Below are 15,278 nucleotides of genomic sequence, written 5' to 3'. Positions count from 1 at the left end.
ACACTTTAATTCATCGCTCTGGGGAAATCGTTATGAATCTAGTGGATTCTGTAATCTCTGGGTTCCTCTCTGGACTGTCGCTTGGCCTTACGGGAAGCGGTGGATCAGTCCTTGCAGTCCCCCTGCTGGTGTACTTCGTAGGCCTTGATCCCCACACCGCCGTCGGCACCTCCTTGGTTGCTGTAGGAATAACCGCAATCATAGGGTTCATAATGCACTGGAGAAAGGGAAACATAGACTTTAAAACCGGAACGCTAATGGCCCTTACAAGCATTCCCGGGATTTATATCGGTAGCTACATGAACAAATCTGTAAAAGGGCCCCTTTTGCTGACGCTGTTCGCGGTTCTGATGGTAGCTATAGCGATTAAAATGGTGAAGAACAATAGTAAACAGGTTCAACAGGTTAAAGAGGGGAAAGAAATTAGCCGTATTAACGTCGCTGGCCTTGGCTTTCTCGTTGGGATTGCCTCTGGATTCTTTGGGGTCGGAGGCGGCTTCCTGCTTGTCCCAGCCCTGACGATGGGTGCAGGGCTTAAAATGCATCGTGCAGTTGGAACGTCCCTCTTCGTGGTAGTCCTTAACGGACTTGCTGGCTTTGTGAGCTACGAACTCCAAGGCAGACCCATAGACCTTGTAATAGTGATACTCTTCGTGCTAGGCGGGCTAATTGGAGACGCCATCGGCGTGCGTACAGCAAAATCGCTTTCCTGCAGGGAGCTGAGACAGGTTTTCGCAGCTGTGGTGGTTCTGGTGGCCCTATACCTAATGTGGATCAATCTACCTAGGGTGTTGTGAGACTCCCTCTGCCTCTTGACGCCTTTCGGGCTTGAAAACCTTTAGATAGTCCCTCATCAATAAAAATTCTGCGTTCTCCCTTCTGTAGTGGTCTATAAGTCTTTCAAGCAACTCAAGGGCTTTTTCTCCAGTGTTAAAGCGACAGTCAAAGCGTACCCCCTTCATCGGGACAAACTCCCAAGGATGGGCGAAATAAACCCTCGGCTCCCTTAAACGAGCATGGATTATTCGTTGGATTCTCCAGGGAAGCCTCAATACGGAGGAAGTTACAGAAGCGGGGATTTCCAGCACACCACCCACGTACGAGATGCCCCGGTACCTCTTATAGACGGCCTTTGAAGAGTCCACAAGGATTCCCTTCTCCCTCAATACGGCGTATATCTCAGAAGGAAGCTGTAAATTCGGGGATCTGAACGAGACCACCTCTCCAAAGTTCCTCAACACCTGGAGGGATTTCTCTATGATCCTCTCGGCTTCACCTTTTGACAGTTTGTCCAGACGCTCGTGGTTGTAGGTATGACACCCCAGTTCATGGCCATCTTCAACCACGCGCTTCACTAGATGGGGGTATTCCTTTGCCATCTGTGCCGTAAAAAAGAATGTCCCCTTAACCCCCTTTTCCCCAAGCAGGTCAAGGATCTTCGGGAGCCCCTCCTCCACCCCCCTAGTTGTGCTCAAGTAGGGAGGACAGTCCTGTTCCACATCAAAGGTTAAAGACACCAGCATTCGCGATCCCCCTCTTGAGGGTTTGATGGAGCTTGTAAAGGACAAAGGGCTCTTCGTTTGCCTGATCCATAGTTTCCTTATAAGCGTTAAACACCTGGGAAACTACTGCTTCCCAGCTAAAGTGATTCTCCACACTTTTTCGAGCATTCTTACCCATTTCCTGTCTTCTTTCCTCATCAGCGATCAGCGACATCAGGTTCTGCATCAGCTCATCGTCATTATTGGAAACCAAACCGGTTTTCCCGTGCTCCACAATCTCGCTTATCCCCCCGTGGTTATTAGCAACCACCGGAACGCCACATGCCAATGCTTCTAGTGCGGCTATTCCAAACGCCTCGTAAACGGTGGGCGAGAAGTATACATCACTTGCCTGTAGGTATTCTCTCACGTTTACCCTTGGTTGCCTTCCTAGAAGTTTAACAACGTCTCCAACATCATATTTCCTGATGAGACGTTCGATATTGTTCCTCTCGGGTCCATCCCCGATTATTAGGAACGTTACGTCCTTTCCGTATTCCTTCTTTATTCCCCTTGCAATTTTCGGGATCACATGAGTTCTCTTCCTCTTCGTTAAGCGTGAGGTGGTAGTTACCACAACCCCCCTCAAGCCAAGGGCTTCCTTCCTCTTCTCTCTGTCCTCTGAAGGCCTCCAGAATTCTGTGTCTATCCCGTTGGGAATAAGGTAGATTTCTCTGTTCCTCAGGCTTTTACCGAGGATTGAACGTATATCCTTTTCGACTGCATTGCTAACGGCTATGAACGAATCGACCTTGCGAAGTGAGAACCGCAGGAGCATAATATACATTGGGTTCAAAATAGAGTCTCCAAGAAGGGAGTGGTCTGTTATTACACTCGGAACGCCCCTTATGCCGCCGGACAGGTTAGTGACTCCAACGGCCATCGGGGAGTATATGCTGTGACTGTGGGTTATATCAAAGTGTTCTCTTTTGTATAACTCGTTCACCTTTTTCAACACGCCTGCTCCTATGCTCACGTAGGAACCATCCATCGTTATCCTACCCTTAAAGCGGTGAACTTCATAGGGGAGTTTTTCATCGGGGTAATCACCAAACCGAGTAATCACATGGACATCATGTCCCAAGTGTGTGAGCTGTGTGGCAAGGTCGTGGATATGGTATTCTATTCCACCAACACTCGGGAAGAACCAGTCCGAGACTAACGCGATCTTAAGGCTTTCCATATTTCGACACCTCCAGATGTCATCAGGGTGATAAAACCTACAACAGTGCTTGATACGTAGGAGATGAACCTCTCAAGCAGGGTTACGGAGATGGCAAGTGTTGAGGGAATACCAAAGTACGTGAGGGTTCCCAACAGCCCACCCTCAACTATGCCAATACCTCCCGGTGTGAAGGCCAGCAGGCCAAACAGTAAATTGGCCAATGAGACAACTGAGAGGAACGTGAGCGGGGGGTTCCATCCAAAGGCCATTGCTATAAGTTTAAGTCTCATAACATCCAGAAACCACACTGCCGAACTCAGGCTAATTGTAAGCATGTTCACCGTTGGCTTTCGCTTGAGTTCGAGCATCCTCACGAGGTCGTCCTGCGTTAGCTTGATCTTAAAGAGCCGGACTGAGAGTACAACTACCCTGTCCCATTTGAACAATATCAAGACCATGAGGGCTGAGAGGATTATGAGAAGAAGGCGAAGGTGAGTCGCAAAGTAGGAGATCCCCAGCACCGCAAGTATGAGCACGGGCACGATCTCCGATATCCTCTCATAGAGTATGCTGACGGTTGAGACGGCCACGGGAACCCTGTGCTTCTTTGAAACCCAGGTGATTCTTAAAATTTCACCGCCCCCCCGACTCATGGGGGTTATATTGTTAACGAAGATGGAGGAGAGGTTTATCTTCAGGAGGTCACCCAGTGGGATGGTCTCTCCCATCCCCCCGAGAACTATCTTCCACCGAAGGGCATAGATAAGCACGCTTATGTAATATGTAGCCACCGCTATCCCCAAAAGCTCCAAGGCCTTACCGTCCAAGGAGGTGATAACAGCGGTGTAGGTGTTAATGTCTATCATCTCTCCTCACCATTCTATTGGAATATTAACTCATAAAAAGCTAACTGGTACACTTTTAGAAATGTAAAATGGTGTAGGGGGTCAGTTTTCTCCCCCCTGTTGCACTTCCCCATTTGAACCCTGTTGCACTCCTTCTTTTAAACTGTCGGTGTCCGCTACTTCGCCAGAATTTTTCTCCTTAAGCTCATTCGTGCTCTCTTTCTCCATGTTGCTTTCGGAGGTCTCTTTCTCCTTCTCCATGTCGCTTCCGCTGTCTATGTGGAGCACCTTTCCGTTCCCGGCGTCAACTTTCACGTCCTTCATGAGGCCCTTGGCCGTTTTAACCTCCACGGAGTAGACAAGGTATCCATTCTCATCCTCCAAGCTTACTTTGACTGCAGTTCCCTTCACCTCCGCAAGCGCTGCGCTTTTGGCCTGCTCCGGAGTTATCTTTGCAAGTTTCTGAAGGACCTTTGCTTCCTGGCTCTCGCTCAGGTTGGGACTCTGGGCAAGTTTTATGCTACCCGTATAACTGGGTGACTGAACGTTCTTCCCGGTGGCGTTTGCGGCCATTGCAAATGCTCCGATGCTCACTGCCATTATCAGCGCCGCCATTAATGCCGCGACCTTTAACCCTATGTTGAACTTCCATATCCTCACGACTTATCACCCCCTTCGTGTTCTTAGATCTATATATGAAAAGCTATTATATAGCCCTTCTGGCTCAGTTCTCGAAGTATTAGTCCAGTTTTTGAAATATCCAAGTTTTAATCCATTTATATCGGGGATACAGCCATAGGAACATTTCTAAAACTGGACCACAAAACCTTAATTAAGACTTGAAACATACGTACACGAGGTAACGATGGGCAGTAATGAGCTCAACGAACGCACCAAGCGCGTCCTCAATTTCATCAGGGAAAACCCTGGCCTCAGCTTCAATGAACTGTCCCCCGGCTGGGTCTTGCTAAGGGTGACCTCCAGTATCATATCCAAAGGCTCGAAAAGCAGGGATTGGTAACATCAAAGAGGAGCGGGTTGAGGAAGCATTACTTCCCTAGGGGTATCTTCGATGAAAGGGAAAAGGACATCCTCTCCCTGCTTTCCAGTGAGAACGTGAGGGGGATAATCATGTATATAATAGCAAATCCCGGGGCCACTCAAAAGGAACTCTGCAGTGAGCTTGGTCTCTCACCACCCACTGTGAATTACTACATCGGCAATCTGAAGGAGCTGAACCTCGTCCGAAGCATAAAAGATGGGAAGTTTGTAAAGTACTATTTCACAGGAGATGTTGAGCTGTTTGTTAAGCTTATCCAGAACTATCATCCAAGCCTATTCGAGAGGTGGGCTGATAGAATAGTGGACATATTCATGAACCTTGAAGAAGGTGTCTAGAATGCTGGACATAGATCAACTCCTAAGCCTGGGTATTGTCACTTTTTCACTCATCCTTACTGGGGCATCCCTTATTGCGTATCAACGAACGAGGCTTAGAAAGTTCCTGGTAGTTTCTCTCGCGTTCTTTCTCTACGCGATAAAGGAACTCGCGGAACACATAGACATCGTGTTTCCCAATCTGGAGACGAACACCGTCGAGCTTATCACGAACTCGCTGGAATTCCTGATAATAGCACTGTTCTTTGCGGCAGTTGTTATTAAGGAGGGACGGAGGGATGAATAAGGAAGTTGGATACAAAACACTGGTAATTTTAACGGGGATTTTGGCCCTACTATTCGCCCTTCAAATAACGGGGGCTTTCAAAGGTATGGACAATTCCATCAACTCCACCCTCTCCGGAGGCGGTTCCTTTGTCAGTCTCCTCACGGACACGGCGAGCTTCGCCCTCACTGCCCTCTACATCCTGCTCTTCCTCCTGTGGGACTTCAAAGATAGGGGGAGGTTAAGCAGGTTCACCCTCGAACTAACCGCGGGTATTGCGGTCTCCATGGTTATAGTGGGCCTGTTAAAGGTTTTCGTCGGTGCTCCCAGGCCGGGGGAGGCTCAAGTTCACTGGGGCCTTATTGAGTCAATAAAGAACGCCGACTACTTCTCCTTCCCCTCTGGTCACACTACGAGAGCCTTCGTTCTGGCCTACTTCCTGAGCAGGCGCTGGAAAAAGCTCTGGCCCCTCTGGTGGGGATGGGCTGTTTCAATAGCCCTAACGCGGCTCTTACTCCACGTTCACTGGTTCAGCGACGTCCTCTTTGCAGCCTTCCTCGGGCCGTGGGTTGGACTTCTCGTTGAACTAACCGAAGAGTGGTGGCTTCCCTACTACCGTGCCATTGTGAACGCGCTTAAATTGGGGGTGTTCGACGTTGAATAGTCTCCTTCAAGTCTTCATACTCTCCCTTGTCCCAACCTTTGAGGGGCGCTACGCTGTAGTTTACGGCATCGGAAGGGGTTATCCCCTTTTGGGAACAATCTTGGCCGCTTCCCTCGGTGTTCTGACGCTCTCGCTCGTCCTTCCCGTGGTTCTGCCCTACATTGACAGGGTCATGCTCTGGCTTGAAAAGACACCCCTGAAGAAAATCGCACACCTCTACCTCTACTACGTCGAGCGCGTGAGGAAAAAGGCCCACCCATACCTCGAGAAGTGGGGCTTCTGGGGTCTCTTCATCTTCGTAGCGATACCCCTGCCCGGAACCGGGGTTTGGACCGGCGCTCTTGCTGCTTATATACTCGCAATAGAGTGGAAAAGGACGTTCCCTGCACTCCTCCTCGGCGGGCTGTTCAGCATGGCTCTCACGATCGGGCCGGCGCTGGGACTGTTCGGATAAACCCGTGGTAGAGTCATAGGCACGGCTTTCTATGGGGACGCCTTAAAGCTCCAGTCTCTCCAACTCCTTGGTCAACATAGTCATATGCTTCGTGGGATAGGCGGATGGCTCAACTACCGCAATAAGAGTTCCATTGTACTTCACGGTGGTGTCCTTCAAGGATAGCAGGAATTTGAAGGCGTTCTCAAAGTCGTTTTCCATTACAAGGTATTCAAGACAGTCTATCACCACAAGGGAGTGCCCTTTTTTGAGATGCCGCTTAACGAGGTCTACGAGAATACCTATGTCTGTCGGGGATACTGCCATGAGATTCTCTTCTATTATTCCCGAGGCAACCTTGGTTACCCAAAACACGGGAAACTTTGGTTTAAATCCCTGAAACGACCTTCTAGTTATGAGAACCCCATTTCCATTGGACTGCATCTTCTGGATGATAACATCGGAAACCCTCCCACCCTCTGTGTAGAACGCGCCGGTGGGAAGCTCGGTTAGAGGCATCTCGGGTGGCTTGATGGGCAGGAAAGCGTACCTCGCCATCCCTATGAATATCATCGCCCTGAAAAGTGCTCCCAGCCCGTAGAGATAGCTCGCCAGGGGAGTTGAGATGGTTATAGGGTACGTAAGGTTGATGGTCCCGAGAAGGAGCGCCCCCAAGGGCAGGAGTGTGGCGGTGCTCCTCAGACCTATCTCCTCTTTTATCAATGAGTATCCCACCAGCATTAGAGCCACGCCCAGGAAGGGAACGGAAAATGCAAAGAGCACGGCGGGCGACCTGTTGAGAATGGTTGCCGCGAGGATATATGACATCCCAATAATTGTGCTGAGAAATATGATCAGCTGACCCCTACGTTCCCCAGGGTTCTTTCTAACGGTTACCGCCGTCGCCAGCATAAGGAGGGCTTCAACAATAGCGAGCATACTCATCAGCGGAGCTAGCGCACTCAGATTGGGCTGCAATCCAAGGGTTTTAAGGATAGGCCCCTGAGAGAAGGCCGCAAGGACATCTATCCAAAGACCCAAGGATAGAAAGAGCATGAAATCCTCCTTCTTCCCCCACCAACGATACGTGGCAAATCCCCACGTGAAAAATCTCATGAGTACGTTTAGTGTTTCCAGCATGTCCGATCCACACCAACGAGTTCGCTCTGGAACCTATTAATGTTTTTGCTGGATGCGTTTATTCACTATTGCATGCAGAATTCAGAGAGACAAGTGTCAATTAAACTCATTAATTTCAGCGATTCAAAACCTCTCCTCCGATATCCTGTTTGGCCTGTACTTCTCAGCCCCATAATGGGGTTATCGGAGTTCAGACCGTTTCTTGGCGTTTTGGAAAAAACACAAAGAAAAACAAAAAATCACTTCGTCGCCCTCGTTATCCCGACGTCCTTTACCAGGACGTAGGGTGTAGTTACCGGCGTCTCAACCTCCCACCAGTGGACGTGATGGCTCTCCTTGGTCAAAGCGGAGACGTTCTCAAGGATGCGCCCGAGGTTGTCACTGACGCGGATGTTCCTTATCGGCCTAAGCTCGCCGTTCTCGACGAAGAAGATGCCGTCCCTCGGGATCGTCGAGAAGTCCCCCGTCACGTAGTTCTGGAAGCGCGTGTACCAGACGTTGGTGATGTAGATTCCCCTCTTCACTCCGCTGAAGAGTTCCTCTCTGGAGAAGTCGCCAGGTTCAAGGACGATGTTCCACGCGTGCGGCATCACCAAGCCGGCGTTGGCCGTTGTTTCGGTTCCGTACTTCCTGGCGAGGCTTGTATTGAGGAGGAACGTCTTGAAGGTTCCGTTCTCGATTATCGCCGTTTCCTTTGTCGGGACGCCTTCATCGTCGAACTTCCTGCTCCCGTAACCGTTGGGCATGTTGCCGACGTCCTTGATGGTCACTATCTCGTTCGCAACCTTCTGGCCAAGCTTGTTAACGAGGAAGCTGAATCCGGCCTCCGCCGCGTAGGCTGACGTCATAAAGCTCATATAGCTCAACAGGTTGGCGAAGGCAAGGGGGTCGAAGACCACATCGAACTTTCCTTCCGGTCCCTGCTCAGGGTTCTGGGCGAGCTTCGCTATCTCCCCGGCCTTTCTCCCGGCGCTCTCGGGATCGAACTTCTTGAGAGCCCTTACGGAGTTCGTGCCGTGGCCGCTCTCGAGGTCGCCGATGAAGGCGCGAACGCTTATCTCTATTCCGGTTCCCTCGTCAAAAGCTTCCACGCCGCTGCTCGTGGTAAGGTAGAGTCTGTCGTAGTCGGTATAGAGAACCCCTGCAACGCGCTTTGCCCCTTCCTCAAGGGCCGCGTTGATCGCCCTCTCAACGTACTCGTTCGGCTCGTCGAGTCCGACGATGGATTTATCGAAGGTCTCCGGGATGTCCCTGTACTCGAACGGTCCCTCCGCTATTCCGTAGTAGTCCTCCTTTGGTGACATTCCCTTCATACTGCTCAGGAGCGTTTTTAGAGTGCGTTCAATGTTCTCCTCGCTCAGCTCGGTTATCGTTGTTCCAGCGACACGCTTCTCCAGCTCGACGAAGAGCTCAACTTTCCTCTCGTGCCAGTTCTTGGCAACGGTTATCTCGTTGTTGGCGAAGCGGACCTGCCTCCTGTTACCCTCGTGGCTGAGAACGACCACGTCACTAAAGCCGAGCTCCTTAGCCTTTTTCAGAATGAGTTCGTTAACGTCGAACATCTTTACCACCTCACGGCCTCCTAAGTGGAATGTTGCGGAGCCTTGCGTGCGCCCCGCCCATCCAGACTGGAACGCCCTGACCGGGCTCGCCTTTACCACAGGTTCCTGGATAGAAGGCAATCTCCTTTCCTACGGCGTCAACGCTGCTCCACAGTGCCCTCGTCGTTATCTCAAGGATAGGTCTCCTCACCGGGTGCTTTATCTCACCGTTCTCGATGAGGTAGGCCTCCCTGCCTATGTACCTCTGCTGATACCTGCGGTCGTCGATGTTCCATTCGTTGAAGCTCACCATGTAAACGCCGAGCTTCACATCCTCAATCAGCTCCTCGAAGGAGTGGTCTCCCGGGGCGAGGTAGGTGTTTGCCATCCTCACGATAGGCTCGCGGTTGTAGTTGATGGCACGGGCCGCGGCGTTCGACTTCTGCCCGAGCTTGTAGGCGTATTCACGGTTCGTGAGGAACTCGGTGATGATTCCGTCCCTAATGAGGTATCTCGGGCGGGCTTTAACGCCCTCATCATCGTAGAGGTAGAACCCCCAGCTGTTGGGTATCGTAGGGTCTTCGATGACAGTAACTGCTTCGCTCCCTATCCTCTCGCCGAGCATGTTCGGCTTAACGAAGCTCTCGCCCGCCTGGGCGGCTTCCCTTCCGAATATCCTGTCGGATTCGTAGGGGTGGCCAACGCTCTCGTGAACCGCTATGCCGGCCACTTCGGGGCTTATTACGAGGTCTACCTTTCCCTCCGGTGGCTTCTTGCCTTCGGTGATTAGTCTCTTTAAAGCTTGCACGTCCTTGACCGCCCAGTTCCACGGTTCATCCTTCTCTATGAGCTCAAGGCCTCCCGAAAAGGCCCTCTGCACGAAGGGTGCCTGCTCCATCTGACCGTTCTCGAGGACAACAAGGTTGTAGGTGGTTGAGACACGGGGGATGAAGCTCTCAATGAATGCCCCGTCGCTGTGGGCTATTATTTTGTGCCACATCTGGTCGGAGTACAGAAGGTATCTCATCGGGACGTTTACGCCGGTGTCTTTTACCTCCTCGTCGATTTTCTTCAGGAGTTCGAGCTTCTCCTCCGGGGAGACGTCTCGGAAGTCCTTTTTCATCTTGATCTCATAATGAACGCTGTGGAAGTCGTCATCGCTGAAGCGTATCGGCTCGTTCCTCACCCTAGAGGCCGCTCTGGCTAGCTCCACCGCCTTCTTAACCGCCCCCTCAACACTCTCCTTTGTCAGAACGTTGGTTGAGGCGAAGCCCATTCCTCCGTCCACTAAGACCCTTACGCCAATGCCTTTCTTGGCTAGAACTTCCAGCCCTTCCGGGTTCCCGTTCTTCATGCTCAGAGAAGTGCCGTTCTTCTCCTCAAAGCGCGCCTCCGCGTAGTCGGCGCCGAGTTCCAAGGCCCGCCCTACGGCAAACTCAACAAGTTCATGCATGCACATCACCTCTGTTTGCTGCATGGAAGAGTGCCCGCCAAAGTATAAAAATCTTTTCGTTTAGATGTATATCTTAATGGCCACAATTATGAACATCAACGCTCGATTAAGCTCTTCAAAGCACAAAATTTTTTATAGATGAAAGCCGAACTATCACCGGTGATACCATGGGTGACCCTAGTTCCGCAAAAAATCTGATACATATCGGCGACATAATAAACCTAATTATAGGTGTTTTGATGTTCTTGGGGATTACAGTTAACAGCATCGGTTTTGGCATAATTGTCGCCTGGATCCCGCTGGCTATAGCGGTGTGAACCCACTTCAGGGCAAAGGACGCGCTCCGGTTGATCGACGAAGGCCGTTACAAGGGGGCGAAGGGCAAGGTGCTCATACCGTCGATTCTATCGCTGATCTTCAACTCGCTGGTCGGTGGCCTGATAATCCTGATAGGTGCAATATCACTGCCCCCAGAGAACACTCCAAGCCCGGCCAAACCTGCAGCAGAGCCTTTCTGATCCTTTCATTTCTGTCCCTTTTACCATTTTCAGAACTTCTCCTTGCACTCACAGGGATTCTTCCCGCAGTAGGGGCAAACTCCCGGATACTTCTTCTTTGCGGCATCCTCAAGGTCTATCCTGAGGAGATTGGCCAAGCTCGCAAGCCACGCTAAAACGTCCGCAAACTCCTCTTCCATAGATTCTATATCACGCTTCCGTATCGCCTCGCTCAGCTCGCCGACCTCCTCAATGAACCAGAGAAATGTTCTCTCAACGCCCCTCTTTGAGTCCTTGTGGAAGTAAATGTCCTTAATAATCTCCTGGAATTCCCGTATCTCCACTTTTCTCACCAGGAAGAAGGGGGAAGTTGAGCTTAAAAATCACCCGGAGGCAAGCTCAATCAGCTTCCTCATGTGGATTGCGGCGGTATCAAAGACCTCAACAGATACATCGCTGGGCTTTATCGCCAGCGGAAGCTCTGTGCAGCCAAGGATTACCCCGTTGATGCCTTTATCTTTGGCGTACTTCTCGACGAGTTCTACCAAGTAGGGCTTGCTCCTCAGGTTCTCGAAGGACAGCTCCTCGAAGATTATCCTGTCAACCTCGTCCATCTCCTCCTCGCTCGGGGTTACCACATCAAAGCCGGCCTCGTGAAGGGCGTTTCTATAGAAATCAGCTGTCATCGTCGTCTTCGTCCCGAGTAGAAGAACCCTTTTAACGCCCCTGCGCTTCATCTCCTCGATAAGGGCGTCGATTATGCTGACCATTGGGACGTTAACGGCTTTCTGAACTTCAGGAAAAACCATATGGGGGGTATTGGCCGACATGGCTATTATCTCGGCCCCGGCCCTCTCGAGGGCCTTGGCGGCCTTTATAAGTATCTCCTTCCTTTCCTCCCAGCCGTTTGGGCTGTTCATGAACTCCCCAAAGTTTATGGAATAAACTACAAGCTCCGGGAAGGTAAAGGGGCCAAACTTCTCCCTGCTCATCTTGGTGTAGTTTCGGTAGTAGTAGCACGTTGATTCAGGAGTCATCCCGCCGATAATGCCTATTCTCCTCATGGAAATCACCATCGGGTGGTGTGAATCAGAACATATGAACCTTTCGCCGACGTTGCAGATACAATCGGTTAAAGAATTTCAAAGCAATAGAAGGGAAAAGAGGACAAAGATCACCCCTTTTTCAGGTGGACATCCAGCTGCGGGAAGGGTATCTCAACGCCCTCCTTCGTGTAAAGCTCGTAGATGCCCTTTGTGAGGTCTCCCTTGACCGTCCAGTAATCTTCAGTTTTAGTCCACGCCCTCAATTGGAGGTTGATTGAGGAGTCCACGAGCGCGGTTACCACGACGGTCGGCTCAGGCTCATCAAGGACTTTTGGATGGCCTCTTATGAGGTCCATTGCGAGCTTTATCGCCCCGTCTAGATCGGTTCCGTAGGCGACGCCTATGTCGACGTTGACCCTCCTCGTCGGCATCCTTGTGTGATTGACGATTATGCTACCCCATATGAGCTTGTTGGGTATAGTTATGAGCTTATTGTCCGGCGTTTTTAGTTCCGTGCTCATTAGGCCGATTCCGCTGACGCTCCCCGTCTTCCCGGCGACTTCAACGACCTCACCGAGGTCAACGGGCCTCAGAGCCGCTATCCACACTCCAGCGGCGAGGTTCGTGAGCGTATCCTGCAGGCCGAAGCCCAAGATTAAGCCGATAACTGCAGATAAGCCGAGTATCAAGGGAGAAACGGAGACGCCGACCACTCCAAGTCCAAGGATTATGACCGTCGTATAGAGCAGTATCGACAGGAACTTGCTGAGGAACTCAACGACGAGCGGTGGGAGCTTCGTCTTACCAATGCTCTTCTTGAACAACGCCACGAGTATCTTCGTGACTACGTAACCCACGACCAGTAGGACCAACGAGGATATAAGCTGGAAATAGGTGACCCCTATGTAGGGTATCTGGTTCTCCCATCCAACCACTTTATCACCCCTGTATTTTTGAGGGCTAGGAAAAAAGGGTAGAAAAGGCTTCCGCCCGTCTTTCAAAGGAGCCTCACTATCTCGTCCCAGAGCCGCTCTGCGAGTTCCCGTTTGTTCATCCTCGGCAGTCTCTTCACGAAGTCCCTTCCAACAAGCAGAACCTCGTTATCATCACTTCCAAAGGCCCCGAGGGTGTTGGCGACCACTAAATCGCTTCCAGCACGTCCAATCTGCCCTTTCGCCGCGCTTATGAGTTCTTCCTCGCTCAGTTCAGTTTCAGCCTTGAATCCGACAAGAAAAACATCCGGCTGAAGTCCCTTAACGCGGTCTATTATCTTGGGCGTCGGCTCGAGCTCGAGCGTTAGAGGTCTTCCGCTCTTTATCTTTGTGTTTGTTTTCTCCTTCACCCTAAAGTCGCTGACTGCGGCCGCTAAAACGATGACGTCGTACTCCTTCGTGTTCAGCTCGGTCTCAATAGCTCCAAGCATTTCCTCGACGGTTTCAACCTCAACCTGGTTCTCGACGAGGCTTGGAACACTTCCCCTCGTCCGTACTAGGGTAACCTCTGCTCCCCTCAGCTCCGCCTCCTCGGCAATGGAAACACCCATCTTCCCACTACTCGCGTTGGTTATATAACGGATCGGGTCTATGTACTCCCTCGTTGCGCCAGCTGTTACCAAAACACGCTTTCCGGTGAGGTCCTTCTTGTAAAGCTTCCTGATGACGCGGTAGGTTATCTCGTCTATGGAGGCGACCTTGGCCTTGCCCTCCTCAAAGCGCGGCTCTATGAACTCCACGCCGAGCTTCCTAAGCTTCTCGATGTTCTCTTTGACTATCGGGTGGTTATACATCGTTGAGTGCATTGCAGGGGCTATCATTATCGGTGTGTGGGCAAAGGCGGTCGTCACGACGGTTGTAACGGGCGTGTCATCTACCCCGCAGGCTATCTTCCCTATAGTGTTGGCAGTTGCAGGGCAGACAAGAATGAGATCGGCCTTGTTCTCGTGCTCCCCGGCCAGCTCAACGTGCTCGATGAAGCCGGTAATCTCCGTCACGACGGGATTTCCGGTCGCAAACTCCATGGCATAGGGATGGATTATCTTCCGGGCGTTCTCGCTCATCACGGTGTGAACCTCTGCGCCGTGCCTTATCAGCTCCCTCGCGAGTTTGACGCACTCAACTGCCGCTATACTTCCGGGAATTGCCAGGACTATCTTTTTACCGGCGAGCTTTCGACTCTTGGTAGCGTAAATCAGCTTAATGTGGTGAAGCACAAAAACACCCCCAGGAGGGTTTGGATTAAAGGGGTTAAAACATTAATGAAAAACAAGCGTCGAAAGAAGGTCACTCTCCCACAACGGAGTGCTCTTTTGGGGGAATCCCCGGTGAGTATTCCAGGAGGAGCAGCATGAGGTCATCAGTTACAACGCGCTTCAGGAGCCTCGCCGATGCCATGTTGACCCGCCCAACCGTTAGCCTCATCACTGCATCCACTAAACCCTCTGGAGAGCCTGGGAGAAGCCCCACCGTTATACTGCTTGGAATGAACGGATCCTTCCTGTACTCAAGGAGTATCATCACGGGGTATCTTCCGGAGGGAACCTCGACGGTCGCTAAAAATGCCTCGTGTATATACCTTTCCTGTCCAGCGGTTTCAACTATGGTGACCTCAGCCTGCCCGACCGCCTCCGCCAGCTTCAGAAGGCACTCGTGGAGCCGCTCTCTTGCCACAGTGGCCCTGAAAACAGCACTCTCGCGTGAGGGGTTATAATATACCCATTCAAGTGATGCACCGATCCATACTAAGGCGTCCATAACGTGATTAAAACGTTCCGTAGGAACTTCAAATTCGAGCGTAAACATACGCCGGCCCCCAATCTTTAAACCTTTATTCATCATATATCTTCGGATAATTACTCCTTATTAAGTTAACGGATGAGTCAAAGTGGAGCGCCGGCGTATAATATTGTTCATTGCAGTTCCCTTATGGCATCCCCCTCAAACTTCCTCACCTCCTCGGAGGTACCAACCCAGACCACTATAACGGGCTCAACTGTTATCATACCATCCTTTATCATTGGTCTTATCTCGCATATCGCCTCCTCTATTTTATAACCCCTGTCAACCGCCTCAATAACTATAGGTAAGTCCGTTGAGAGCCTCATCACATCGGCTGAATGAACGTTGCTCTTCTTTCCGAAGCCGTAGATGCCGCGGTAAACTGTAGCTCCCGCGATTCCCATCTCGCGGAACTTTTCAACTATCGCCTTGTAGAGAGGTTTCCCCTTGAAGCGGTCGTTCTCCCCTATGTAAACCTTGAGCCGAAGGGCATTCCAGTGCTCAACCTCGACCATT

At 51.2% G+C, this 15,278-nt stretch carries 21 protein-coding genes; 8 read left to right on the top strand and 13 right to left on the bottom strand.

Annotation, left to right across the window (positions count from 1 at the left end; translation table 11 throughout):
* Positions 1–32 precede the first annotated feature (32 nt).
* Complete coding sequence (locus tag MV421_RS06905; RefSeq protein ID WP_297419297.1) at positions 33–797, top strand: sulfite exporter TauE/SafE family protein; 765 nt, start codon at positions 33–35, stop codon at positions 795–797.
* On the opposite strand, the gene MV421_RS06900 is transcribed toward MV421_RS06905, so the two are convergent.
* The 4 genes from MV421_RS06900 to MV421_RS06885 all read right to left on the bottom strand — a co-directional run bounded on the left by MV421_RS06900 (position 780) and on the right by MV421_RS06885 (position 4,211).
* Entirely contained in the window at positions 780–1,568 is a 789-nt protein-coding gene (locus MV421_RS06900; RefSeq protein WP_367184488.1) for a polysaccharide deacetylase family protein, read from the bottom strand. The two genes, MV421_RS06905 and MV421_RS06900, sit on opposite strands and share 18 nt — an antisense overlap.
* Complete coding sequence (locus MV421_RS06895; protein ID WP_297419294.1) at positions 1,501–2,724, bottom strand: glycosyltransferase family 4 protein; 1,224 nt, start codon at positions 2,722–2,724, stop codon at positions 1,501–1,503. Before MV421_RS06895 ends, MV421_RS06900 begins: the two co-directional genes overlap by 68 nt.
* Complete coding sequence (locus tag MV421_RS06890; RefSeq protein ID WP_297419291.1) at positions 2,700–3,572, bottom strand: lysylphosphatidylglycerol synthase transmembrane domain-containing protein; 873 nt, start codon at positions 3,570–3,572, stop codon at positions 2,700–2,702. The genes MV421_RS06895 and MV421_RS06890 overlap by 25 nt, the downstream gene beginning before the upstream one ends.
* A gap of 81 nt (positions 3,573–3,653) precedes the next feature.
* On the bottom strand, positions 3,654–4,211 hold the full coding sequence (locus tag MV421_RS06885) for a PepSY domain-containing protein (protein WP_297419288.1): 558 nt from the start codon (positions 4,209–4,211) through the stop codon (positions 3,654–3,656).
* A gap of 205 nt (positions 4,212–4,416) precedes the next feature.
* On the opposite strand from MV421_RS06885, the gene MV421_RS06880 reads away from it, so the two are divergent.
* The 5 genes from MV421_RS06880 to MV421_RS06860 are packed head-to-tail and all read left to right on the top strand — an operon-like array spanning position 4,417 to position 6,332.
* Positions 4,417–4,572, top strand: coding sequence for a hypothetical protein (locus tag MV421_RS06880; RefSeq protein WP_297518037.1), 156 nt, complete (start codon positions 4,417–4,419; stop codon positions 4,570–4,572).
* A gap of 17 nt (positions 4,573–4,589) precedes the next feature.
* The gene (locus tag MV421_RS06875) at positions 4,590–4,949 is read left to right on the top strand and encodes a winged helix-turn-helix domain-containing protein (RefSeq protein ID WP_297518034.1); all 360 of its coding nucleotides are present in this window, start codon (positions 4,590–4,592) and stop codon (positions 4,947–4,949) included.
* A 1-nt stretch (position 4,950) separates the two neighbouring features.
* On the top strand, positions 4,951–5,235 hold the full coding sequence (locus tag MV421_RS06870) for a hypothetical protein (protein WP_297419283.1): 285 nt from the start codon (positions 4,951–4,953) through the stop codon (positions 5,233–5,235).
* The gene (locus MV421_RS06865; protein WP_297503684.1) at positions 5,228–5,878 is read left to right on the top strand and encodes a phosphatase PAP2 family protein; all 651 of its coding nucleotides are present in this window, start codon (positions 5,228–5,230) and stop codon (positions 5,876–5,878) included. Before MV421_RS06870 ends, MV421_RS06865 begins: the two co-directional genes overlap by 8 nt.
* Positions 5,871–6,332 carry a COG2426 family protein gene (locus tag MV421_RS06860; RefSeq protein WP_297419278.1) on the top strand — a complete coding sequence of 154 codons (462 nt, stop codon included), beginning with the start codon at positions 5,871–5,873 and terminating at the stop codon, positions 6,330–6,332. The genes MV421_RS06865 and MV421_RS06860 overlap by 8 nt, the downstream gene beginning before the upstream one ends.
* 42 nt (positions 6,333–6,374) lie before the next feature.
* Here MV421_RS06860 and MV421_RS06855 read toward each other — a convergent pair whose 3' ends face one another.
* The 3 genes from MV421_RS06855 to MV421_RS06845 form a co-directional block, all read right to left on the bottom strand.
* Positions 6,375–7,367, bottom strand: a complete 993-nt coding sequence (locus MV421_RS06855) for a DUF835 domain-containing protein (RefSeq protein ID WP_297518031.1) — start codon at positions 7,365–7,367, stop codon at positions 6,375–6,377.
* A gap of 323 nt (positions 7,368–7,690) precedes the next feature.
* Positions 7,691–9,013, bottom strand: a complete 1,323-nt coding sequence (locus tag MV421_RS06850; RefSeq protein ID WP_297419272.1) for a TldD/PmbA family protein — start codon at positions 9,011–9,013, stop codon at positions 7,691–7,693.
* Positions 9,014–9,023: 10 nt separating this feature from the next.
* Positions 9,024–10,445, bottom strand: a complete 1,422-nt coding sequence (locus MV421_RS06845) for a TldD/PmbA family protein (protein WP_297419269.1) — start codon at positions 10,443–10,445, stop codon at positions 9,024–9,026.
* Positions 10,446–10,612: 167 nt separating this feature from the next.
* On the opposite strand from MV421_RS06845, the gene MV421_RS06840 reads away from it, so the two are divergent.
* Both MV421_RS06840 and MV421_RS06835 read left to right on the top strand, forming a co-directional pair.
* Positions 10,613–10,762: a hypothetical protein gene (locus tag MV421_RS06840; protein WP_297419266.1), complete on the top strand. Its 150-nt coding sequence runs from the start codon at positions 10,613–10,615 to the stop codon at positions 10,760–10,762.
* Between the two features lie 30 nt (positions 10,763–10,792).
* Positions 10,793–10,963 carry a hypothetical protein gene (locus tag MV421_RS06835; RefSeq protein ID WP_297419263.1) on the top strand — a complete coding sequence of 57 codons (171 nt, stop codon included), beginning with the start codon at positions 10,793–10,795 and terminating at the stop codon, positions 10,961–10,963.
* A gap of 29 nt (positions 10,964–10,992) precedes the next feature.
* Here MV421_RS06835 and MV421_RS06830 read toward each other — a convergent pair whose 3' ends face one another.
* The 6 genes from MV421_RS06830 to MV421_RS06805 form a co-directional block, all read right to left on the bottom strand.
* Positions 10,993–11,286, bottom strand: a complete 294-nt coding sequence (locus tag MV421_RS06830) for a MazG nucleotide pyrophosphohydrolase domain-containing protein (RefSeq protein WP_297419345.1) — start codon at positions 11,284–11,286, stop codon at positions 10,993–10,995.
* Positions 11,287–11,325: 39 nt separating this feature from the next.
* Complete coding sequence (locus MV421_RS06825; RefSeq protein WP_297419342.1) at positions 11,326–12,006, bottom strand: aspartate/glutamate racemase family protein; 681 nt, start codon at positions 12,004–12,006, stop codon at positions 11,326–11,328.
* 110 nt (positions 12,007–12,116) lie between these two features.
* Positions 12,117–12,923, bottom strand: coding sequence for a mechanosensitive ion channel family protein (locus MV421_RS06820; protein ID WP_297503680.1), 807 nt, complete (start codon positions 12,921–12,923; stop codon positions 12,117–12,119).
* 62 nt (positions 12,924–12,985) lie between these two features.
* Positions 12,986–14,197 (bottom strand): bifunctional phosphopantothenoylcysteine decarboxylase/phosphopantothenate--cysteine ligase CoaBC, encoded by a 1,212-nt coding sequence (coaBC, locus tag MV421_RS06815; protein ID WP_297419257.1) that lies wholly within the window; start codon positions 14,195–14,197, stop codon positions 12,986–12,988.
* Positions 14,198–14,267: 70 nt separating this feature from the next.
* Complete coding sequence (locus MV421_RS06810) at positions 14,268–14,738, bottom strand: hypothetical protein (RefSeq protein ID WP_297503678.1); 471 nt, start codon at positions 14,736–14,738, stop codon at positions 14,268–14,270.
* A gap of 155 nt (positions 14,739–14,893) precedes the next feature.
* Positions 14,894–15,277, bottom strand: a complete 384-nt coding sequence (locus tag MV421_RS06805) for a DUF190 domain-containing protein (protein WP_297419250.1) — start codon at positions 15,275–15,277, stop codon at positions 14,894–14,896.
* Between the last annotated feature and the right edge of the window lies 1 nt (position 15,278).

The sequence above is a fragment of the Thermococcus sp. genome, from assembly GCF_027023865.1.
In the GTDB taxonomy this organism is placed as follows: Archaea; Methanobacteriota_B; Thermococci; order Thermococcales; family Thermococcaceae; genus Thermococcus.
Note: the sequence above shows the minus strand (reverse complement) of the source record. Positions and strands in the feature narration are given on the sequence as shown.